Raw genomic sequence first — 22,451 nt, 5'->3', positions numbered from 1 at the left:
AAGCCTGTGTCTCTTCCCCCAATCGCGTAAGATACGGCGCCGCCAACGCATCGATGCAAGCACCCGATAAAAACGCCTCGATGACATGACAACGACGACCGAGAGTTACGGATGAGCGTATCAACAGCGACCACCGCCACCCCCCCGTCGACGAGCCAGGCTCGGCGTGCCGCCATTGGCAGCTTCGCAGGCGCTGTCGTCGACTGGTATGACTTCCTGCTCTACGGCATCGTCGCCGCGCTGGTCTTCAATTCGCAGTTTTTCCCCAATGTCAGCCCGGCGGCGGGTACGCTGGCCGCACTGGCGACCTTTGGCGTCGGCTTCCTGTTTCGGCCGTTGGGTGGCGTCGTGTTTGGCCACTTCGGCGACCGTCTCGGGCGCAAGCGCATGCTGATTCTGACGGTCATTCTGATGGGCGGTGCGACGGCGCTGATAGGCCTGCTGCCGACCTATGCGCAGATCGGCGTGTGGGCGCCGATCCTGCTGGTGACGCTGCGGGCGATTCAGGGCTTTGCCGTGGGTGGCGAATGGGGTGGCGCTGCACTGATGGCCGTGGAAAGCGCACCCAAAGGCCGACGCGCATTCTATTCGAGCGGCGTGCAGGTGGGTTACGGGGTGGGCCTTATCCTGGCCACCGGTAGCGTCTCATTGCTCAGCTACTGGCTGAGCGACGCCGACTTCACGGCCTGGGGCTGGCGCCTGCCGTTCCTGTTCAGCGTGGTACTGGTGCTGGTCGCGTTGAAGATTCGCTCTAGCCTCGAAGAGTCGCCGGAATTCGTCGAAGCGGTCAAACGGGATGACCCGAAGCCATCGAGAGCGCCGATCATCGAGGCGCTCAAACGCCATCCCGGCGCCTTCGGGACCATCATCGCCATGCGCCTGGCCGAGCTGTTCACGATGTATATCGTGACCACCTTCGCGCTGAGTTACTCCACCGGCTATCTCGATCTCTCACGGGATCTGTTCTTGCACATCGGGCTGCTGGTCGGCGCGATCAGCTGCGTCACCATCCCGCTGTTCGCCTGGCTCGCCGACACGCTGGGGCGACGGCGCGTCTACATCACCGGCGCCATCGTCGGCGTGCTGGCCGCCTTTCCGTTCTTCATGGCGCTGCAGGCCGGTTCGATCGTGTGGATCGTGATCTTTGCCGTGGCGCTCGCCAACCTCGCCCACGACATGGTGGTCAGCGTGCAGCAGCCGATCTTCGCCGAGCTGTTCGGCACCGCCTACCGTTACAGCGGTGCCGGGGTCGGCTATCAGGTCGCCAGCGTGATTGGCGGGGGATTCACGCCGTTCATCGCCGCCGCGCTGGTGGATGTTTACGACGGCAGCTGGACCCCGGTCGCCATCTACCTCGCCGCCGGCTGCCTGATTTCTGCCGTTGGCGCCGCCTGGATGCTGAGAAGACGATAGCGGTAAGGCGATCGATCGTCCGTTTCTCGGGCAGCACGGTCTGTTCAAACAACATTTGCGACCAATGTCGCACATCTTCGCCATAGACGAAGCCCCGCTTTGCCAAACGATAATGGCCATCCATCGCCACGGATGGCTATAGTCCCTCGCTCGCCGCCGCTGGCCATTTTCGGCTCTATTTCGCCGAATTCACCCTGCCATTGCGCACGCCATCGAGGTGCCTTCATGAAGAAAAGAATCAGCGAACCGGTCAAGAAACCCCTGGTCTGGATCGGCTTCGTCATTCTCTTTGCCCTGATCAATCCCTGGTATTTCCCCGCCGGCTCCTGGTCGCCGCTGTTCTTTGGCATCCCGTACTGGGCGCTGATCATCCTGATCGCCTCGCTTGCGCTGTCGATCTTCATCACCTGGGTGGTGATGACCCAGTGGGAAACCGACGCTGACGATGACGAGGAGCTGTGACGATGGAAGTGGAACTGGCCTTCAGCGGGTGGTCCGGCATTCTGGTGCTGATGCTCTACGGCGGTCTAATGCTTGCCGTGGGTGTCTACGCTTTTCTGCGCAATCGCGGCGTTCGCGAGAGTCTGGACGAGTACTATCTGGGCGGCCGAGGTCTCGGCGCCATGGTGCTGTTCTTCACCTTTTTCGCCACCCAGTACAGCGGTAACACGGTAGTCGGCTATCCGCCGACAGCCTACCGCCTCGGCTACCAATATCTGGTATCGGTGCCGTTCTTCATCATGATCATCATGGTCTATCTGTTGTTTGCGCCGCGGCTCTATGCACTGGGCCGACGTTTCAACCTGCTGACACCGGTGGACTGGATCGATCTGCGCTTCCGCTCGAAAAAGGTCACAATTCTGGCCGCGATCCTGATGCTCTATGGCCTCGGCAACTATCTGCTCGAGCAGTTCGTCGCCATCGGCCAGGGCGTGTCCGGTCTTACCGGCGGCACGATTCCCTATCAGGTCGGCGTGGTGTTCTTCATCGTGATCATGGTCGCCTATAGCTGGCTGGGCGGGATGCGCTCGGTGGCCTATACGGACACGATCCAGGGCATCGCACTGCTGTTCGGCGTGTTCACCTTGCTGATCGGCTCGCTGATCTACCTGGGCGGGCTACCCACGGCAGCCGAGACGATGATCGCCGAGGCTCCGCAGAAGCTCGGTGCACCAACAGGAGGAAGCCTCACCACCTGGTTCTGTCTGCTGGTGCTGGTCGGCATCGGGGCGGCGATCTACCCGCATGCCTTCCAACGAATTTTCGCGGCACGCAGCGAGCGCACGCTCAAGCGTTCCTTTATCCGCATGGCCTACATGCCGTTTCTCACCGCCGGCGTGGTGTTCATGGTCGGAATCATCGGCATCTCCGCCTTTCCCGACCTGACCACCGCGGAATCCGAACAGCTGGTGGGAATGATGGCCAATGCCCTCGCCAATCAGAATGCCTTCTTCTACTGGGCGATGGTGCTGCTGTTCGGTGGCGTGATCGCGGCCATCGTGTCGACGGCCGACTCGGTGCTGCTGACGTTCTCGTCAATCATCTCCAATGACCTTTACGGAAGATATATCGCGCCGAACGCGGAGGAATCACGCAAGATCCTGGTGGGTAAACTGGTCGGGGTCGCTGCGGTCATCGTGCTGGTACTGATCGCCTGGTATCCGCCAGGCACGCTGTATCAGATCTTCGTGCTCAAGTTCGAAGTGTTGATCCAGACCGCGCCGGCGCTGATCCTCGGTCTCTACTGGAGCCGGCTCAACACACAGGCCGTCTTCATCGGCATGCTTGCAGGAACCGTGCTCGCCGCCGCCTTTACCTTCGCTGGTTTCCGCCCGCTGGGGGTCTACAGCGGCCTGTGGGGACTGTTGCTGAATCTGGTCATATGCGTAGGCGGGAGCCTGATGAGTCAGATGACCGAAACCCATCGGCAGCGAACGCTGGAGGTCATCGGCTGGCAACGCTGAGCCTGAACATCTGCTGATCGATTATGGCGGGCATCGCGTGAGTGAATCCACTTGCCGGTGGCCCGTCCCGGGCTCATGCTATTAGGCATAAGTCTAATTCGCAGTGATCAGAGCTTCGTGAATACCATTCTTGGCGCCATCATTCCCATCTTCATCCTGCTGGGCATCGGCTATCTGGCCGTGCTCAAGCGTGTCGTCGACAAGGCCCACATCCAGGGCATGGGGCGATACGTCATCAATATCGCCCTACCCGCCCTGGTCATCCAGGCGCTGCTGGAACGCCCGCTGGGCGAGGTCTTCAATGTGCCGTACCTGCTCGTCTACGGGCTGGGTTCCGGGCTCGCCTTCGCCATCACCTTCGGTCTGGTGACGCTGCGTGGCAACGCGCCGCTGGAACGTCGGGCGATGTACGCCCTGGGCACCTCGGCCTCCAATAGCGGCTTCATCGGCTATCCGGTGGCGGTGCTGGTAGTCGGCCCCACGGCAGGCATCGCCCTGGCGCTCAACATGCTGATCGAGAATCTACTGGTGATCCCCACGGCACTGGTGCTTGCCGAGCTTGGCCGCCAGGCCCAGAGCGGCGTTTGGGCGACGGTGAAACCGGTTGCACTGCGTATTCTTCGCCATCCACTGATCATCGCCATCGCCGTGGGCACGCTGCTCGCTGCCCTGGACCTGCATCCGCCGGCTCCTATTGCCCGGGTGCTGGAGATGCTCGCCGCCTCGTCATCGCCGGTGGCGCTGTTCGTGATCGGCGGAACGCTGTGCGGCCTGCGAGTGCGCGGCATGGTCAAGCGCGTGACTCGAATCGCGCTCACCAAGCTCACCCTGCATCCGCTCTGCGTGCTGCTGATGGTAGTGCTGATGCCGGGTCTCGATCCGTTGTTCGCCACCGCCGCCATCGTTTTCGCCTGTGCACCGATGCTTTCGATGTACCCGCTGCTCGGTCAGCGCTATGGATTCGGCGAGCTAGGTACGGCGGCGATGGTGATGGCCACGATCCTCTCTGCGCTGACCTTGGCACTGGGCATCTGGTTGAGCCATCTGTGGCTGATGTAGGGCGCGCCAGACTCTCTATTTTCTATTTTTCGATGCCAGCAGCGACTCCAGCGCGTGCTTGCCCTGAAGCGCAGCCATCCCCGTCGGCATGACCGCGAGCGCATCGCTGAAGACCTCAAGTGACAGCGGCCCCTGATATCCGGTCTGATCGAGCGCCATCAGAAAACGTTCAAGGGGTAATTCGCCGTCGCCGGGAAACGCGCGTCGATGGCGACTCAGCGCTTGCAGGTCTTGCCCGCGCGGCCACGGCGAGTCGGCCAGCTGTACCAGGCCGATCCTGTCGCCGGGAATCGACGCGAGCGTTTCGAGTTCGAGCTCGCGAGCCAGGATGTGATAACTGTCGAGGACGATGCTCAGCGCCGGATGATCGGCCTGCTGAACGATCTGCCAGGCGTCTCGATAATCGAAGACGTGGCGGCCCCAGGCCAACGCCTCGTAGCCCACTCGCATCTTCCGCTCGGCGGCCAGCATCGCCAGATCGTTCAGGGTCCCGGCAGCACGTAGAGGATCGCTCGATGCGTCTTCCCGCGTCGTGCTGCAGGCCAGCAGAAAGTCCCCACCGAGTTCGGCCAAGGTATCGAAGTGGTGTTTGACGTCGTCCAACATCTTCCGATGCAGCACGGGCGGTAGCGCCTCGGCATCGCGAAACGGCTGCAGCGCCAAGACCGTCAGGTCGAGCTCGCGGCAGCGCTCACCGACGGCGCTCGGAGCCAGGCCACTCGACTGCAGATCGTCGACGAATATCTCCACGCCATCGAATCCGGCCCGCGCGATCGCCTCGAGCTTGTTCATCAGTTCGCCACTCAAGCAAAGCGTCGCCATCGCTCGCATAGCATCATCTCTCTTCCGCAGGACATTATTCCGTGTGACTCATACCATAGGCCGAGATACGACGAAGACGCGACCGAGGCACTGCTATACTGCCGCCTCGCTCGTCTCCGGATCCGTCGTCATGTCGTCTTTGCTTACCGCTTTACCCTGGCGTCACGGAGTCTCGCTGCTTTCCCTGCTGGGCGCTCTCGGTTGGCTGTTGCTGGGTGCCGCCGATGGCTCGGTATTGCAGGCCGGCATCGTGGTAGTGCTGTGCATTGGTCTATGGGCCACCGGTTGGCTACCGCAGTGGCTGACCGCGCTGATCTTTTTCACGCTCTGTACCGTGGCCAAGGTCGCTCCGGCCTCGACGGCATTCGCCGGCTTCGAATCCGCCGCAACCTGGCTGGTATTCTCGGGCATGGTGATCGGCGCCGCGATCAATCACACCGGCCTGGGCGAGCGGGTTGCCGCCAGGATCGGGCCTCACCTCGCCTCGGGTTATCCCCAGGCGGTCATTGGCGTGGGCCTGCTGGGGTTGATCGCTTCGTTCTTCATGCCGTCGGCCATGGGTCGGATCGTGCTGCTGGTGCCAATACTGCTGACACTGGCCGATCGTTTCGACTATGGCCCCGAAAACCCCGGCCGGACCGGCGTTCTGCTCAGCGGTATCATGTCCAGTTTCCTGCCCACCTTCACCATCCTGCCGGCCAACGTACCCAACAATGTGCTGATGGGGGCCAGCGAGGCGGTGCTCGGCTTCTCGCCCAGCTATGGCGAATATCTGCTGCTGCACTTTCCCGTGCTGGGGCTGCTCAAGTGGGTACTGATCATGGGGCTGATTCTGTGGCAGTTCCGTGCCGCGGCGCCGTCACCGATCACGGCCGAGACGTCTGCTCGGCTAGGGCGCGGTGGTAACCTGATGGGCGCACTGCTGGCCTTCGCCGTGTTGATGTGGATGACCGACGCCTGGCACGGCATCTCGCCGGCCTGGATCGGCATGCTGGTTGCGCTCGCCTGCCTGTTCCCCGGCAGTGGCCTGCTGCCGGCCAGACCGCTGCAGCAGATGAATCTCGAGCCGTTCATCTATGTGGCCGGTATCGTCAGCCTGGGCGCGCTGGCGCATGAGAGCGGACTGGGCGAGGCCATCGCCGGCCGGCTTCTCGACGTGCTGCCGCTGTCGCCGGAAGCCACCGCCGGCAACTTCGCCTGGCTTTCGCTGATCGCCACGGTGCTGGGCATGCTCGTCACGCTGCCCGGCGTCCCCGCGGTGATGATGCCGCTGGCGCCACAATTGGCCGACGTTACCGGATGGTCACCCTCCGCCGTGGTGATGTCCCAGGTCATCGGCTTCTCGACCGTGGTATTTCCCTATCAGTCGCCGCCGCTGATCATCGGCCTGCTCACATCCGGCGTGACCATTCGCCAGGCCATGCGTATCACGTTGCCGCTGGCAGTCATCACGATACTGCTGCTGTGGCCGCTGGATTTCGTCTGGTGGCGATGGCTGGGCGTGATCTGATTCGCTCGAGGCCTTTGCCGATTTGATATCGGCTGCGGGAATAGATCACCTAGACTAAGCGTCATACGGGACTCGATAGCATGCTTCGCACGCACCGCAGGGGTAGTGCGCATCCACCGGCGTGCTACCCGCGTATCCACGACATGCCACTGTTGGCGGTTGGAGACTCATCATGTTGATCAAGATTGCCAAAACCAGCGATCTGCGCGAATCGGACGTCACCCCGGAATCGGTTTATCTCTCGCGTCGTCGCTTCATGGGCGGTCTGGCCGGCCTCAGCGCTGGGTTGATGCTTGCCGGTCGCGTGCAGGCCGCCGCTTCCGATTATCAGGACGTGCCGGCCGGCAATCCGCCGGGCTGGTTCGACTCCAAGCTCAAAGAGGCCGAGTGGGATAGCGTGGTTCCAGCCGATCGTCAGCTGGACAAGCTGACGCCGTTCGATGACGCCACCCACTACAACAACTTCTACGAATTCGGCACCGGAAAGGGCGACCCGGCGCGCAACGCCGACTCGCTGAAGACCCAGCCGTGGAGCGTGGTGATCGACGGCGAGGTCAACAACGGCGGGCGCTTCGACCTCGAGGATATCGCCAAGCCCTCTCGATTGCAGGAGCGCATCTACCGGCTGCGCTGCGTCGAGGCGTGGTCGATGGTGATTCCATGGCTGGGGATTCCGCTGGGTGACATCATCAAACGTGCCGAACCCACGTCGAAGGCCAAGTACGTCAAGTTCGAGACGCTGGTCGCGCCGGATCAGATGCCGGGGCAGGACTCCTCTTTCGCGCTGATCGACTGGCCCTACACCGAGGGCCTGCGCATGGATGAGGCCATGCATCCGCTGGCGATTCTTGGGCTCGGCATGTATGGCCGTGAGCTGCCCAATCAGAACGGCGCCCCCTTCCGGCTGATCGTACCGTGGAAGTATGGTTTCAAGAGCATCAAGTCGATCGTACGCATCTCGCTGGTCGAGGAACAGCCGGTCAACTCGTGGCAAGCGATCGCCCCGGACGAATATGGCTTCTACGCCAACGTGAATCCCGAGGTCGATCATCCGCGCTGGAGCCAGGCCACCGAACGTCGGCTGCCCAACAGCCTGTTCAATCCCAACATCATCGATACGCGGATGTTCAACGGCTACGCCGACGAGGTCGCGAGCCTCTATCAGGGCATGGATTTGAGGAAGAATTTCTAATGCCGATGCCCCGCTACACGTTCACGCTGTGGCGCATCGCGGTGTTCTTCGCTGCGCTGGTGCCGCTGGTCTACTGGGGCTATCAGGTGGCAATCAACGCCGCCGGCCCGGAGCCGGGGAAATATCTTTTGCTCAATATCGGTCAGGGTATCCTGTGGATGCTGCTGCTGACGCTCAGCCTGACGCCGCTGACCAAGCTGACGCGCTGGAAAGGCTTCACGCTGATCCGGCGCCAGCTCGGCCTGTGGACGCTAGCCTACGCCGTGGCGCACCTGTTCTGCTACGCCGTCTTCATCCTCGGACTGGATCTGTCCCGGCTAGGCAGCGAGATCGTGCGCCGCCCCTATATCATCGTCGGCATGCTGGCACTGCTCGGGCTCGTCATCATGGGGGTGACTTCCAACAAGTGGTCCATGCGCAAGCTGGGCAAACGCTGGAAGCCCCTGCACAAGATCGTCTACCTGGTGCTCGGGCTGGGGTTGTTGCACTTCCTCTGGGTCGTGCGCGCCGACATGGAACAGTGGGTTCTCTACGCCGCCGTCGGCGCGCTGCTGATGATTCTGCGCATTCCGCCCATCGCCAGACAGCTGCCGAAAGCCCGCCAACTCGCCAAGCGGTCCAAGCGGGCTCATGCCTGAGACGCTCACCGAGAATCTCTCCGAAATCTCGCGTTCAGAACCGCGTCGCGGCATAGGGCGCAGGATCGATATACGGCGTCTCACCGCAGATCATCTCCGCCAGCAGGCGCCCTGAAGCCGGACCCAGGGTAAAGCCCTGATGGGCATGACCGAAATGCAGCCACAGTCCCGGATGCTTGGGCGCCGGCCCGATGACCGGTTTCATGTCGCTGGTGCAGGGCCGCGCACCCAGCCACGATGACGTTTCGACCGACTCACCCAGATCGAGTATCTGGCGCGCCGCGACCTCGGCCTTGCCCGATTGCAGCGGCGTGGCACGCGCATCGAGACGTGCGAATTCAGCCCCGGTCGTAATCCTCAAACCGCGGTTCATCGGCGCCAGCATGATGCCGTTCTCGGCGTCCAGCATTGCCATGCTGAGCGGTTTTTCCATGACGTAATGGCGGTGGTAGCCGCGCTTGACGAACAGCGGCAGGCGGTAGCCCAGTCGCCGCGTCAGCGTGTCCGACCAGGGGCCAAGTGCGATCACCGCCTGTTCGGCATCGATAGTCCCTTCCTGGGTGGTGACGCGCCAACCGTTGCCCTGCCGCGACAGTGTCGTTGCTGACAGGGTCGTCGCGTCGCCGCTGACGAAATGGCCGCCTCGCTGCTGGAAGAGTTCGGCGTATCCGGCCACCAACGCGCCGGGATCGCGCACCGACCAGGGTTGCGTCCAATGCACCGCGCCGGCCATCTCGCGTCGGAGGCCCGGTTCCAGCCGGCTGAGTTCAGCACCGTCAACGATCGTGTGCTCGACGCCATATTCCTGCTGTAGCCTCTCCGCATGGGCAATACCGGAGGCCATGGCGGCCGGCGTGCGAAACGCCGTGCGCCAACCGGTCCGGCGAACCAGCGCTTCGGTGTCGGACTCCTGCATCAGACTTTCGTGCTCGCTCAGGCAGTGCTCGATCAGCCGGCTGTACTCCCGTGCCACGCGGGCGTAGCGCGACGGGGATGACCACCACCAGTACTGCGCCAGCGGGGATGCCAGGGTCGGCAGCGCCAGCGAGTGATAATTGACGTCGATGCCACCCTTGCGCATGACCTTGAAGATCATGCGGCTGTCGTGCGGGAACGGATAGGGTTCGACGGCCTCACGTTGAATGAGCCCGGCATTGCCGTAGGAAGTCTCTTCGCCCGGCGCTCGCCGATCGATCAGCGCGACCTGTTTACCACGCCGCTGCAACTGTAGTGCCGTCGATACACCAATCATGCCGGCCCCGAGCACCAGAACGTCCGCTTGCATCACCTTGCCTCGATCATCAGGAGTACCCCTGCCACATTACAACGTTCCGCTCACGACAGCAGCCATAACACCTGCCGCAACCTCACTCCGGGGCGAGCGGAGCCGTCACGGGGTTTCGCCTGTCGGGTTTCGGCGAACTAGACTTTCGTCGAAGCATTGCATCAAGCGCCCGGGTTTGTCGGTAAGCTCGTGCGTCCCTCGTTTCGCGGGCGATGACATCTTCTCCCGCGGGTATTCCGCCTCTTTCAGCCGGAGAGTCTTTCATGAGCAAGCGCATCCTGGCGTACCGTCGCCTTAACGACCAGCAACTCGACCAGCTCCGCAGCCAGTTCCATGTCGACTACTTCGCCAAGCTGGAGTCACCCGACGATCCGGCATTTCGCGAAGCATTGGGCCAAGCCCACGGACTGATTGGCGCAGGCGTCAATCTGACCCCGGAATTGCTCGATGCGGCGCCCAACCTGGAAGCGGTCGCCAGTATTTCGGTCGGGGTGGACAACTACCCGGTGAATGAACTGACGAAGCGCGGCATTCTGCTCTGCAACACGCCGGACGTACTCACCGAGACCACCGCCGACACCGGCTTTTCGTTGATCATGGCGAGCGCCCGGCGAGTGGTCGAGCTGGCCGAGTACGTCAAGCGCGGCGACTGGAAGTCCAGCATCGGACCTGATCAGTTCGGCAGCGATGTGCATGGCAAGACGCTGGGCATGGTCGGATTCGGACGTATCGGCCAGGCAGTGGCACGTCGTGGGGCGCTCGGTTTCGGCATGAAGATTCTTTACGCCAAGGCCTCGCCCAAACCCGAGCTGGAAGCGGAATTGGGCGCTCGCCACTGCGAACTGGACGAGCTGCTCGAGACCTCCGACTTCGTCTGCGCCATCGTGCCGCTGACGCCGGAGACTCGTCAGCTGATCGGCGCCCGCGAGTTCGAGCTGATGCGAGACAGTGCCATTTTCATCAATATCTCGCGCGGCCAGGTGGTCGACGAACAGGCCATGATCAAAGCGCTCGAGAGCGGCCAGATTCGCGGCGCCGGTCTCGACGTGTTCGAACAGGAACCGCTGCAGGCAGACTCGCCGCTGCCGAAGATGCCCAACGTGGTGGCGCTGCCACATATCGGCTCCGCTACCCATGAAACCCGCACCGCCATGGCTCAACGCGCAGTGGACAACATTCTGCTGGCGCTGGATGGCAAGCGTCCGCTCAGCCCGTTCAACGAGGAGGCCTGGAAGGGTCGCTTCGCCTGACCACAGGCTACTCGAGGCAGGCGATCGGCAGGTGGATCGCCGGCCTCGCTCTGATGCCCGTTTCCCGTCCATTCGAATTTCTCTATCTGCCTCAGACTTTCGGCCCGGACGCGGGCTGAAATCGAGCGCTCATAAAGTGTGCAATTTATGGGGATACCCTCGCTCCGGCTTGTCAATCGACGCCGGGGCGACTAAAGTTGGATAATTAGATTGAAAACAGTGTTCCGTAATCCTTTATCTTTCGATTGCGGTGCCGATAACGACAGGACTGGAGTCATTCAGCGGTAAACCGACTCAGCAGCGGCCCGCGTTCTTATCCACTGACAACGCCCTCGAGGCGGCCCATCATGCCCGATCCCCTCTGCCTGCTATTCGACTGCGACGGTACTCTGGTCGACAGTGAACCTCTGCTAGCCGAAGTCATGGCGAAGTATTTGAATCAGGCCGGCCTGCCCTTTCAGGCCAATGATTACATGACGGATTTCCGCGGCGCGCGATTTGCCAGCATCGTTTCTCATCTGGAGCGCGTGCATGGTCAACTCGACGACCCCGTCCGTCAGCATATCGAGACGGCAATGCGTCAAGAGATGCACGAGCGCATGCTGGACGAGCTCGAACCGATCGCCGGGGTATCGGAAGCGCTGGATGCCCTGGGTTCACTGCCGCGCTGTGTCGCCTCCAATGGCCCCGAAGCCAAGATTCGTCGCGCGCTGGACAGCACCGGCCTGCGCGGCTTCTTCGGCGACCATATCTACAGCGCCTATACCGTGGGTAGCTGGAAACCGGCGCCGGGCCTGTTCCTTCATGCCGGACGCGACATGGGCTTCGATCCGGCCGATTGCATCGTGATCGACGATGCTCAGGTCGGCGTCCGCGCGGCGCTGGCGGCGGGCATGCGGGTCGTGCATATCAATCGCTTCGCCGATCACGAACCCACTCCTGCCGGCGCTATCGGCATCCGCGACATGCGCGAGTTGCCCGGCGTGATCGACAAGCTCATCCCCTCGCTTGCCGTCGGTAATTTTTAGTCGTCTTTCGAACTGACTGAGGTTCGCGGCACTTTATAGCCCGACAAGAGTCATCGCGGCCCGAGCCAACCGCTCGGGCCGCGGGCGTTTCGGGGGAACGAATTGCGTGGACTCTCGATGTCCTCCGTGCATCATCAATGATTCGTACAAGCCAGCCGATGCGATTGCCGTGCTAGCGGTCGTGCTCATACGATCGACCGCGTTATCATGCGCCCTTCACTCTTGATTCGGAGCTGTCATGCCTTCGTTACAGGATCAGCTACGTGGCCTGGTGTACTCCACCGAGCATGGAGAAACCTGCCCCCACTGTCGCCAGCCCGTGGCCGAGTGCGAATGTCGAGATCGCGAGGAAGCCGAGCGGATCGCCGCTCTCGACGGAATCATACGTATCCGCCGTGAAACCAGCGGCCGCAAGGGCAAGGGTGTGACCACGATTGAGGGCATTCCGCTTCCCGGCGACGAGCTCAAAGCGCTGGCCAAGATGCTGAAAAAACGCTGCGGCACGGGCGGCGCACTCAAGGAAGGCGTGATCGAGATCCAAGGCGATCACCGCGATGTGCTCAAGCGGGAACTTGAGTCCCGAGGTTTCAAGGTCAAGCTGGCGGGCGGCTGATCCGCTGCCCGCCATGGATGTCGCCTAGCTAGCCAACGCCATCATGACCATAGCCAACCCCATCGTGGCCATTACCCACGGCAGCGGGAATTTCCGACGCCGGCGCCTGTCACACTCCTGCCGTTTCCCCTCTCTGCCTTCCATAAGGATCTCGATGTTTTCGCTCAATGCACTGCGATCGACTATCGTCATCACTACGCTGCTGGCACTGGTAGCACTAACCGGCTGCGCTGGCGGCCCCCAGTTCGAGACGCTCGCCGCCCGAGTGACCTCCGAAAAACCGGTGACTTTGCCCCAGTCGGCGGTACTCGAGGTCCAGTTGAAGGACATCTCTACCGGCGATGTATTGGCCAGCAGCCGCTACGAGCAGCTCGGTCGACTGCCCATTCCGATCACGTTGCAATATGCCTCTGAAGCGATCAATCGCGACGATCTCTATCGTCTCAGCGCCCAGATCCGCGACGACGATCGCATTCTCTATCTCAATCCAGACCCTGTATCGGTATTTAGCGACAATGATGCCGCCGAGCCGGATATTCCGGTTACCACCACCGGTGCGGCGCCGTCTCGCTGAAGTCTGATGCCTCGAATTCCCTCTCGCGGAGGTACGGCGCGTCAGAATAAGCTTTGACTCACCAAAGGTCGGCTTGCCGGAAGCAGGCTATCGATCCACCCTGTAGGGGCCCGATTCATCACCATGGAGGGAAGGATGGAAACACTGACATTACCCGGTACCGATATCGTCACTTCGCGCATTGGCCTTGGCACCTGGGCCATGGGCGGCCGCCAATGGGGTGGCACCGACGATCCCAACGCCATTCGCACCATTCACGCTGCCATCGATCAGGGCGTCAACTTGATCGATACCGCACCGGCCTACGGATTCGGCCATTCGGAAGAGGTCGTCGGCAAGGCGGTCGCGCAGTCGGATCAGCGTGACAAGCTGGTGCTAGCGACCAAGGCGGGGCTCGAGTGGTACGACGACGCAACCGTGGCACGCAATGCCACGGCAAAGCGCCTGGAGAAGGAGCTCGACGACTCGCTGCGTCGGCTGAACACCGATCATATCGATCTCTACCAGATTCACTGGCCGGATCCGTTGGTCGATATTGAGGAGACCGCCGAAGCGATGGCGCGTTTCCATCGTGCAGGCAAGATCCGGGCGATCGGGGTGAGCAACTTCTCCCCGGAGCAGTGCGAGACGTTTCGCAAGTCGGCCCCGCTTCACACGCTGCAGCCGCCTTACAACCTTTTCGAGCGCGATATCGACGGTGAGATCCTGCCCTATACCGAGAACAACGATCTGACGCTGCTGACCTACGGCGCACTGTGTCGCGGTCTGCTCACCGGCAAGATGCATGAAGGCTATGCGTTCAACGGCGACGATCTGCGCAACAAGGATCCCAAGTTCCAGTCGCCGCGCTTCGCTCAGTATCTGGCGGCCGTCGATGCGCTGACCGAACTGGCGCGAACTCGTCACGACAAGGGCGTGCTGGCACTCGCCGTGCGCTGGATCCTGGATCGATCCCCCAACATCGTTGCACTGTGGGGCGCGCGCAAGCCGGAGCAGGTCGAGCCGCTGGGCGACATCACCGGCTGGAAGCTGAGCGATGAGGACATGGCCGACATCGACACTATCCTGAGCCAGCACGTCAAGGATCCGGTCGGCCCCGAATTCATGGCACCACCGACGCGTAAATGATCACCAGGCGTCAGTGACCTCGACGTCGCATCCCTGTCAGGACCCGGCCGATGCCGGGTTCTGTCGTTTCGGTGCGTCTCCCCGTTGCCATGGCCCCAACTCATCGACCAGCGCCGTCAACGTCGGACCGATCGATGCCGTGAGCTTGAGATCGAACAGGTCGTCGGCTCGCGTAGCCCCCAGATTGAGACAAGCCATGGGCTTACCCGACTTCGCGGCCCGACGGGCGAAGCGGAAACCGGAATAGACCATCAAGGATGATCCGATCACCAGCATTCCCGCCGCTTCCTCGAGCGCGCTGAAAGCCTGCTCGACACGAGGCTTGGGCACGTTATCGCCGAAGAACACCACGTCCGGCTTGAGAATGCCGACATGACAGCGATGACAGCCCGGCACCTCGAATGTGGAAAAATCGTAGCCGTCGAGATCAGCGTCCCCGTCCGGCCCGACTTCCGCGCTCAGCGACAGCCACTCGGGATTGCGTTGCGCCAGTTCGTCATGCAGCGCGTGGCGCATCCGAGTCGCGCCACAGTTCATGCACTTCACCATGTCGGCCTGACCGTGCAGGTCGATGACACGTCGGGAACCGGCTTTCTGATGCAGGCCGTCGACGTTCTGTGTCACCAGCGAGGTGATCCGGCACTGGCGCTCGAGCGTTGCCAGGGCGGCATGGGCCTCGCCCGGGTGCGCAGCTGCCAACGCACGAAACCCTACGAGACTGCGCGCCCAATAGCGTTGCCGCACACCATGACTGCCCATGAATGCTTGATGGCTGACCGGGGGCGGGCGCTTCCAGTCACCTCGTGCATCGCGATAGTCCGGGATACCGCAGTCGGTACTGACGCCCGCGCCGGTCAGCACGAACAACCGCGGGTGACGCAAGACGAACTCGACCAGCGCATCAACGTCGTGATCAGCCTCATCGAACATGGCGTTTTTCATCGCAAGACATTTCCCATCGAAAAGACGTTTCAGAAGTCACCGTAGCACGAGGGCCATCTCATCTTGTCGTAAGTGTGGCGTTCACGGTCATCACTTAGCGATCATCCCGAATCGATCACTCCCAAGCCATGACCCCGAGGCCGTTGCCGGAAACAGTTATCTCGAAATACGCCAATCATGGGTGTTGAGATATTGCTGACGCGACAACATCGCAGACGAGGCCGGACCTCGGCTAGAATAGGCCTCTTCCCGCCCACGCCACTGCAAGGACAATCGCTCATGGCCTGGTTGGAGTATGTGCTGCCGCTGATTTTTCTCGCGCCTCTCGGGGCCGCGGCCATGGTCGCGATCACCTTGCGCGACGTACAGACCGTGGGCCTGCGCTCGCCGCATGACGGCGAGCCGATTCGTGAGATCGCCCAGGCCCACCGCGATCGCCTGGAAAAGGCGCGCATGGTGTTCTTTCTCGATGCCACGCTGGCGCCGACACTGACCTTGATGCCCATCGTCTATGGAATGGGCCGGATGCTGTTCGCCGAAGAGCAGAGCTGGCTGGAGTGGTCGTTATATGGCGTCGTCAGTACCCTGCTGGCAATGCTGTTCTGCTTTCTGATTCTGCGCGATGTGCAGCGGGTGCGTCGCCTGACGCGCAGTCTCGCCTGCGAGCTGGCGGTCGGCCAAACGCTTGACCATCTGATTCGCCCGCTGGCCAAGCCCTACTTCGTCTTCCATGATTTCCCCGCCGACTCCTACAGCATCGATAACGTGCTGGTGACGCCGCAGGGGATTTTCGTGATTCAGACCGTGGCGCGCGAGTTCCCGCTCGATCTCGAAGGCCGCGCCATCAATACCGTTTCGGTGGAGAGCGAACGCCTTCGCTTTCGCGGCTGGAACGAACGTACGGTACTCCGCAAGGTGCGCCTTTCGACGGTGTGGCTACGCCACTGGCTGACCCGACACGCCAACTTGAACGTGCCGGTGAGCGGTATTCTGGTACTACCGGGCTGGGTCATCGATGATGAGACTCAACATCTCGGCGAGAATCGCGATGTCCGTGTGGTCGACGGAATCGATCTCGCCAAGCAGCTGGGTATCACCGAAGGTGAAGTCATCAACGACACTCAGCGCCAGCATCTGGTGGATACGCTGAATGCGCGTTATCAGCGTCTCGAGAGCAAGCCGCCGATCCGTTGAGTCGCCGCCTCGCCAGTCTCTTGTACTGTCATCAGAGACCCTTGACGACGATCTTCGAAACTTCCATCACAACCTCTCTCACAATCCAGGACATGCCATGCCCCGTTCCGACTCCCGCTCCGCTTACGATGTGCTGACTTTCGGTGAGGCGATGGCACTGTTCGTCGCCGACGACCAGGGTCCGCTGGATCAAGTCGCGCGATTCCACCGTCGCACGGCCGGTGCCGATAACAACGTGGCAATCGGGCTGTCCCGGCTGGGCTTCGACGTTCGCTGGCTCAGTCGCGTGGGCGCGGATCACAACGGCACTTTCCTGCAACGAGCACTGGAAGCCGAAGGGCTCGACTGTCGCCACGTGCAACGCGACGACACGCACGCCACCGGGCTGATATTCAAGGAGCGCGCCGTCGACGGTGCCGACCCCCACGTCGAGTACGTGCGCAGGGGCAGTGCCGCCAGTCGACTGAGCATTGCCGACGCCAACGATGTCGAACTGGAAGCCGCCCGCCACCTGCACGCGACCGGCATCCCCCCGGCCATTTCCGATTCAGCGCGCGAACTGTCGTTCCATCTGTTGCGCCGAGCTCGCAGCGCCGGTCTGTCGATATCGTTCGATCCCAACCTGCGCCCCGGGCTGTGGCCAAGCGAAGCGGTGATGATCGAAACCCTCAACGCGCTGGCGGCCGAGGCCGATATCGTGATGCCGGGTTTGAGTGAAGGACAGCTGCTGACCGGCCGCGAAACGGCCTACGATATCGCCGGTGACTATCTCGACCGAGGCGCCAAGGTGGTGGTGATCAAGCTCGGGCCTGAAGGCAGCTACTTCCGCACCGCCGACCGTGAAGGCACCGTCGAGGGCTCGCCCGTCAAACAGGTCATCGACACCGTGGGCGCCGGCGACGGCTTTGCGGTGGGCATCATCAGCGCCTACCTGGACGGATTGGACTGGACTGCGGCGCTGCATCGCGGCAACTTGATCGGCGCCCGACAGGTTCAGGTGATCGGCGACATGGAAGGTCTGCCCAGCCGAGAACAGCTCGTCGACATGGAGCGCAGCGGTGACCCGATTTAAACCCGACGGCGAGGCGATCTAACCCGATGCGGTATTTTGACCTTTGGTCGCTGGGCGAATGGCGCTCGTTCGCGCATTCGCCCGGTCGCGAAGCCCCGCCAGTACCGCCGGCTTGAGCGCTCCCAGCGCCTCGCCCGAGAGTCCGCTAAGCACGATGAGCTGCGTTTTTCGCCCCTGCCGATAGCTCAGCCGCCCTTGCGAATATCCCAACCACAGGGGGAATTCGACGGCCCGCAAGGTCACTGGCTGCAAGCGTAGCGGCCAGCGGCGCGGTCGGGCCAGTCGCTCCCACAGCCACCAGCGCTCGAATTGTGCCAGTGTCGGCTGCCGTCCACCGCCGAGCACGAGGGCATCATCGTTTTCCGCCGGCCGGAGGGACAACTCTCCCGGTAGCAGCAGCGCTCGCGGCAAATTGTCGGCGGCCAGCAGCCAAGCCAGCGGTTCCTCCGCCTCGCGCCCGATCGCCAGTGTCCACAGCGACAGCCAGGCCGGCTCGAAACGATCCGCTCCGAAATGTCGCAATTTGGGTTTGGCGGCGGCGGCGTCGAGTTGCCGAGACAGACGCGGTATTGCCGCCTCCGGAGCCTTCTTCGACGCCCGTTTCGCGTCAGCCGTCGACTCAGCCATTGGCCCACCATTGAAGCAGACCCAGCGCGGCGAGCGATAACACAAACCAGATCACCAGACCGATACAGCGGCGACGGGTCAGCCGGGCATCGCGGCCGATCTCGGCGGCATCGCCACTGCGACCCTTGAGGATCGCCTGCATATCCGGCGCCGTCTCATCGATCACCACATCCGACAGCTGCTCTTGGGTTGGCGCTGGCGCCGTCAGACTCACGACATAGCCAACGCCCACCGAAACCACCAGCCCCACGAAGTTCTGATAGAGCCAGGAAATATCGGTCTGCGATACGGCCCACACCGCCGTCATACCGAGGATGATACCGGTGACCGCCCCTCGGCCGTTACTGCGGCGACTGAGAACCGCCAGCAGGAACGTGCCCAACAGCGCGCCGTAGAACCAGGAGCCGATACGGTTGACCGCCTCGATGACCGGCCCGAGGTTGCCCGCGAAGAACGCGAACGCCGTGGCGTAGAGTCCCCAGAAAATGGTCGCCCAGCGCGACGCCTTCAGATAGTGCTTCTCGTCGGCCTCGGGTTTGAGGTAGCGGGCATAGAAATCCCGCACCGTCACCGCGGATAGCGAGTTGAGCGCGGAGTCCAGACTCGACATCGCGGCCGCGAACACGCCCGCGATCACCAACCCGGTAACGCCAACCGGGAACGCATTGACCACGTAGCGCGGGAACAACTCGTTCAGGTTCTCCGGCGCGGTCAGTCCGTGCTGCTGATAGTAGGCCGCCAGCATCACGCCGATGAACAGGAACAGCAGCATCTGCGGTACCAGCAGATAACCACCGATCAATAGCGAACGCTGCCCTTCGGCAATCGATGGACTGGTGAGGACCCGCTGTATCTGGCTCTGGTCGGTGCCGAAGTAGGCGATGTGCATCACCACGCCGCCGATCAATCCGGCCCACAGCGAATAGGTCACTGTCGGGTCCAGCGACAGGTCGATGGTATCGAACATGCCGTTGGCCGCACCGTAGGCGAACACGTCGCCCCAGCCACCGGGCAGGCTCGAGACCATCAGCACCATGCTCAGAATCGCCCCCAACCACAGCACGAACATCTGGATCACGTCGGTCCAGATCACCGCGCTGATGCCGCCGAGTACGGTATAGCTCACCGCGATCACCGCCATCAGCACGATGGTCAAATTGACGTCCCAACCGGTCACCACCGACAGCACCAGCGCCGGCGCGTAGAGCACGACGCCCGTGGCGAGACCGCGGGCAATCAGAAACAGCAGCGCCGCCAGCGAACGCGTCAGGGCGCCGAAACGACGTTCCAGCAGCTCGTAGATACTGTAGATGCCGGCGCGATGAAAGATCGGTACCAGGACCACGATTAGCACTGCCATCGCCAGCGGCACGTTGATGAACGTGGCCAGGCGTTCCAAACCGCCCTCGAAGCCCCAGCCGGGCGCACCGATGAAGGTAATGGCACTGGCCTGAGTGGCCATCACCGACAGGCCGATAGCCCAGCCGGGGATCTTGCGGCCGCCCAAAAAGTAGTCCTGCGTGGTCTCCTGATCCTTGCCGAAGCGGGCCCCCACCCAAGCAATGCCCACCACGTAGACAATCAGAACTGCGGTATCCCACCAGGTGAAGGCTCCCACATTCTTGTCCCCGCTTTTTTGTTATCGACAAATTTGAGCGTAGCACGTCATTCTTGCGACGTTCCGAACGGGTCGTCATCGTCGAAACGAAAAACCCCGGCCAAATGGCCGGGGCAACGTGAGGTCAATGTATCGGATCGGATCAGCCTGGCGGCTGCTCGGGACTATCGGGCATGTTGACGCTTCCCGGTTCCATACGATTGAGGTGCAGGAACTGCAGATGACGCTCGTACTGATCGAGAATGTCATCGATCACCTGCTCGCGGGTATAGCCCATCAGGTCGTAACCTTGGCTGCCTTCCAGCAGGTACACCTCCAACCGGTAGTAGCGACTGCTGCTACGCGGCGTGCGCATGGCGAAAGACGGCGTGGAGAACGGATGCGTCCAGATCTGATAAGCGAAGTTCTGCTCGCTGCCAAGATCGACGTAGAGCGACAGATAGTCATCGTCGTTCTGCGTACCTTCGCTGATATCGACCTGAACACCCTGTTTCAAAAGCTCCTCGCGTACCGCATCCATCGCGGGTCGACCGGTCTCTTCCAGGAACTGCTGCGCCTGCTGGCGATTGGGGAACGACATGGCGCGCTTGAGTCGCGTCTTCCAGTCATGGGGGCGATCACGGCTACCGGAGGAGATGCGCCCCGACAGCGAACCGGAAAGACTCAGACGATGGCTGTCCTCCTTGAACGCCTCGACCTTCAACGCCTTGTAGAGCCCGGCAATCATGAAAAACAGCACGATCGAGAACGGCAGCCCGGTGATGACGACTGCGCTCTGCAGCGTCGACAGCCCCCCGGCGAGCAGTAGCGACAAGGTCAGAATCCCGATCACCGCCGACCACAGGATCCGCATCCAGATAGGCGCGTCGCTGTTGACGTCCTTGAGCTTGGACGTGAAGTTCGACAGTACCAGGGCGCCCGAATCACCGGAGGTGACGAAGAACACGATAGCCAGAATGCTCACCGCGATGGTCGAGAACACCGGGAACGGGTACTGCTGCAGGAACAGATAGATCCCTGCCGGTGGGGTATCCATGACCTGCTGGCCGAAGTCCGCCCCGCCGTTCATTGCCATGTCGAGCGCACTGTTACCCAGAATCGACATCCAGATCATCATGAAGGCGATGGGCAGCGTCAGCGTACCGGCGACGAAAGTTCGGATGGTGCGGCCACGCGAGATACGCGCCAGGAACAGACCGACAAACGGGCCCCAGGCAATCCACCAAGCCCAGAAGAACAGTGTCCAACCGTTCAGCCACTCGGTCGGTTGATCAAACGCATAAGTGTTGAACGACATCGGAATGAAACCGGCCAGATAGTCGCCGACGTTCATCACCAGCGCGTTCAGCAGGAACACCGTCTTGCCGGCAAACAGCACGAACAGCAACAGCGCGATCGCCAGCAAAATATTGAACTCGGAAAGGCGACGGATGCCCTTCTCGACACCGGTTACTGCGGAAATCGTGGCGAAGAGCACGATCATCAGCACCAGAATGGTCTGAGTCCAGGCACTTTCCGCGATACCGAACATGAAGTTCAGACCGTAGTTGAGCTGGATGACGCCGATCCCGAGACTGGCCGCGATCCCAAATACGGTGCCCAGCACGGCGGCAATATCCACCACGTGACCAATCGAGCCGTAAATTTTCTTGCCGAAGATGGGATAGAGCGCACTGCTGATGGTCAGCGGGAGATTATGGCGATAACTGAAGAAGGCCAGCGACATTCCGACCAGGGTATAGATTCCCCATCCCGACAATCCCCAGTGCAGGAAGGTGAGCTGCATCGCGTAGCGGGCTGCAGCGACCTGATCACTAGGCGCGTTCGGCGCGTTGTAGAACTGGGTCAGCGGTTCGGCCAGGGCGAAGAAGATGACGCCGATCCCGATCCCGGCAGAGAACAGCATCGCCGACCAGGAAAAGATATTGAAATCGGGCCTCGAATGCTCAGGCCCAAGGCGAATCTTGCCGAAGCGGGAAAAACCCACGAACAGCACGAATGCCAGGTAGATGACGACTGTCAGAAAGTAATACCAGCCGAACGTGTTGGCGATCCACCCCAGCAGCGCGTTAATGACGCCGTTCGCCTGCTCGGTAGCCACCATCGCCCATAGCGAGAAGGCGACGATGCCAATGACAGACCCATAGAAGACGACTGGATTCAGTCTGTCTCGGGTACTGGAATTATTATCGGGACTTGTGCTCATGCGGCTCCCATCAATCTTGGATAGTTTGCGTTGACGAATGAGCAGGGCGCCCTGTCAGCCGATACTGCCGCCAGGGGTCGCTGAGCGATAATGGCCCTTCACTCGTTTCCGTATTCCCGCCGCGAGGTCTCAAGACCTCTGATCGAGTTAAATCGACTTCGGCCGTTGAATCCAGTCGTGCTTTCAACGAAAGTCTCGATCCCCCTCTTCTCTAATGCTTCGTCATCCGTGTCAGGTTTCCCGGAAGAGGGGATAAACGCTTGCCGAACCCGAAAGCGCCCGCTGTCGAGCCGAACCTACAGCGGCTCAACGCTTG

Annotated in this window: 20 protein-coding genes; 14 read left to right on the top strand and 6 right to left on the bottom strand. The window is 61.7% G+C overall.

Translation table 11 applies throughout. The features are described 5' to 3' along the window. The first annotated feature begins 111 nt into the window (after nt 1-111). The 4 genes from shiA to DOM27_RS04535 all read left to right on the top strand — a co-directional run bounded on the left by shiA (nt 112) and on the right by DOM27_RS04535 (nt 4,436). Nucleotides 112-1,413, top strand: coding sequence for a shikimate transporter (gene shiA, locus DOM27_RS04550; RefSeq protein WP_110654826.1), 1,302 nt, complete (start codon nt 112-114; stop codon nt 1,411-1,413). Nucleotides 1,414-1,638: 225 nt separating this feature from the next. Beyond that, a complete protein-coding gene (locus DOM27_RS04545; RefSeq protein WP_110654825.1) occupies nt 1,639-1,875 on the top strand; it encodes a hypothetical protein in 237 nt (78 codons plus the stop codon). A 2-nt stretch (nt 1,876-1,877) separates the two neighbouring features. Further along, on the top strand, nt 1,878-3,377 hold the full coding sequence (locus DOM27_RS04540; RefSeq protein ID WP_110654824.1) for a sodium:solute symporter family protein: 1,500 nt from the start codon (nt 1,878-1,880) through the stop codon (nt 3,375-3,377). A gap of 117 nt (nt 3,378-3,494) precedes the next feature. Then, complete coding sequence (locus DOM27_RS04535) at nt 3,495-4,436, top strand: AEC family transporter (RefSeq protein ID WP_110654823.1); 942 nt, start codon at nt 3,495-3,497, stop codon at nt 4,434-4,436. A 15-nt stretch (nt 4,437-4,451) separates the two neighbouring features. Here DOM27_RS04535 and DOM27_RS04530 read toward each other — a convergent pair whose 3' ends face one another. Next, entirely contained in the window at nt 4,452-5,267 is an 816-nt protein-coding gene (locus tag DOM27_RS04530) for a sugar phosphate isomerase/epimerase family protein (protein ID WP_110654822.1), read from the bottom strand. A 121-nt stretch (nt 5,268-5,388) separates the two neighbouring features. Here DOM27_RS04530 and DOM27_RS04525 point away from each other — a divergent pair, with 121 nt between their 5' ends. From DOM27_RS04525 to msrQ, 3 genes are all read left to right on the top strand, one after another. After that, nucleotides 5,389-6,768, top strand: a complete 1,380-nt coding sequence (locus DOM27_RS04525; protein ID WP_110654821.1) for an SLC13 family permease — start codon at nt 5,389-5,391, stop codon at nt 6,766-6,768. Between the two features lie 172 nt (nt 6,769-6,940). Next, nucleotides 6,941-7,960, top strand: coding sequence for a protein-methionine-sulfoxide reductase catalytic subunit MsrP (gene msrP / locus DOM27_RS04520; RefSeq protein WP_110654820.1), 1,020 nt, complete (start codon nt 6,941-6,943; stop codon nt 7,958-7,960). Further along, complete coding sequence (msrQ, locus tag DOM27_RS04515) at nt 7,960-8,598, top strand: protein-methionine-sulfoxide reductase heme-binding subunit MsrQ (protein WP_110654819.1); 639 nt, start codon at nt 7,960-7,962, stop codon at nt 8,596-8,598. Before msrP ends, msrQ begins: the two co-directional genes overlap by 1 nt. A gap of 34 nt (nt 8,599-8,632) precedes the next feature. On the opposite strand, the gene DOM27_RS04510 is transcribed toward msrQ, so the two are convergent. Further along, nucleotides 8,633-9,883, bottom strand: a complete 1,251-nt coding sequence (locus DOM27_RS04510; RefSeq protein ID WP_110654818.1) for an NAD(P)/FAD-dependent oxidoreductase — start codon at nt 9,881-9,883, stop codon at nt 8,633-8,635. Nucleotides 9,884-10,146: 263 nt separating this feature from the next. Between DOM27_RS04510 and DOM27_RS04505 the strand changes: the two genes are divergently transcribed. The 5 genes from DOM27_RS04505 (at nt 10,147) to DOM27_RS04485 (ending at nt 14,476) form a co-directional block, all read left to right on the top strand. Continuing rightward, on the top strand, nt 10,147-11,133 hold the full coding sequence (locus DOM27_RS04505) for a 2-hydroxyacid dehydrogenase (RefSeq protein WP_110654817.1): 987 nt from the start codon (nt 10,147-10,149) through the stop codon (nt 11,131-11,133). 347 nt (nt 11,134-11,480) lie between these two features. Continuing rightward, nucleotides 11,481-12,161 carry an HAD family hydrolase gene (locus tag DOM27_RS04500; protein ID WP_110654816.1) on the top strand — a complete coding sequence of 227 codons (681 nt, stop codon included), beginning with the start codon at nt 11,481-11,483 and terminating at the stop codon, nt 12,159-12,161. A 238-nt stretch (nt 12,162-12,399) separates the two neighbouring features. After that, nucleotides 12,400-12,774, top strand: a complete 375-nt coding sequence (locus DOM27_RS04495; RefSeq protein ID WP_110654815.1) for a translation initiation factor Sui1 — start codon at nt 12,400-12,402, stop codon at nt 12,772-12,774. A gap of 154 nt (nt 12,775-12,928) precedes the next feature. After that, complete coding sequence (locus DOM27_RS04490; RefSeq protein WP_157956715.1) at nt 12,929-13,348, top strand: YbaY family lipoprotein; 420 nt, start codon at nt 12,929-12,931, stop codon at nt 13,346-13,348. A gap of 135 nt (nt 13,349-13,483) precedes the next feature. Then, nucleotides 13,484-14,476: an aldo/keto reductase gene (locus DOM27_RS04485; RefSeq protein ID WP_110654813.1), complete on the top strand. Its 993-nt coding sequence runs from the start codon at nt 13,484-13,486 to the stop codon at nt 14,474-14,476. A 36-nt stretch (nt 14,477-14,512) separates the two neighbouring features. Here DOM27_RS04485 and DOM27_RS04480 read toward each other — a convergent pair whose 3' ends face one another. Then, nucleotides 14,513-15,406, bottom strand: a complete 894-nt coding sequence (locus DOM27_RS04480) for an NAD-dependent protein deacetylase (protein ID WP_110654947.1) — start codon at nt 15,404-15,406, stop codon at nt 14,513-14,515. A 291-nt stretch (nt 15,407-15,697) separates the two neighbouring features. On the opposite strand from DOM27_RS04480, the gene DOM27_RS04475 reads away from it, so the two are divergent. Both DOM27_RS04475 and DOM27_RS04470 read left to right on the top strand, forming a co-directional pair. Next, nucleotides 15,698-16,612 (top strand): nuclease-related domain-containing protein, encoded by a 915-nt coding sequence (locus DOM27_RS04475; RefSeq protein ID WP_245392580.1) that lies wholly within the window; start codon nt 15,698-15,700, stop codon nt 16,610-16,612. Between the two features lie 97 nt (nt 16,613-16,709). Then, nucleotides 16,710-17,684, top strand: coding sequence for a sugar kinase (locus tag DOM27_RS04470; RefSeq protein WP_110654811.1), 975 nt, complete (start codon nt 16,710-16,712; stop codon nt 17,682-17,684). Nucleotides 17,685-17,702: 18 nt separating this feature from the next. Here DOM27_RS04470 and DOM27_RS04465 read toward each other — a convergent pair whose 3' ends face one another. The 3 genes from DOM27_RS04465 to betT form a co-directional block, all read right to left on the bottom strand. Continuing rightward, nucleotides 17,703-18,311: a hypothetical protein gene (locus tag DOM27_RS04465; RefSeq protein ID WP_110654810.1), complete on the bottom strand. Its 609-nt coding sequence runs from the start codon at nt 18,309-18,311 to the stop codon at nt 17,703-17,705. After that, entirely contained in the window at nt 18,304-19,929 is a 1,626-nt protein-coding gene (locus DOM27_RS04460; RefSeq protein WP_110654809.1) for a sodium:solute symporter family protein, read from the bottom strand. Before DOM27_RS04460 ends, DOM27_RS04465 begins: the two co-directional genes overlap by 8 nt. Before the next feature lie 142 nt (nt 19,930-20,071). Next, nucleotides 20,072-22,135 (bottom strand): choline BCCT transporter BetT, encoded by a 2,064-nt coding sequence (betT, locus tag DOM27_RS04455; protein WP_110654808.1) that lies wholly within the window; start codon nt 22,133-22,135, stop codon nt 20,072-20,074. Between the last annotated feature and the right edge of the window lie 316 nt (nt 22,136-22,451).

The organism is Salinicola halimionae (genome assembly GCF_003206065.1).
Classification (GTDB): Bacteria; Pseudomonadota; Gammaproteobacteria; order Pseudomonadales; family Halomonadaceae; genus Salinicola; species Salinicola halimionae.
Note: the sequence above shows the minus strand (reverse complement) of the source record. Positions and strands in the feature narration are given on the sequence as shown.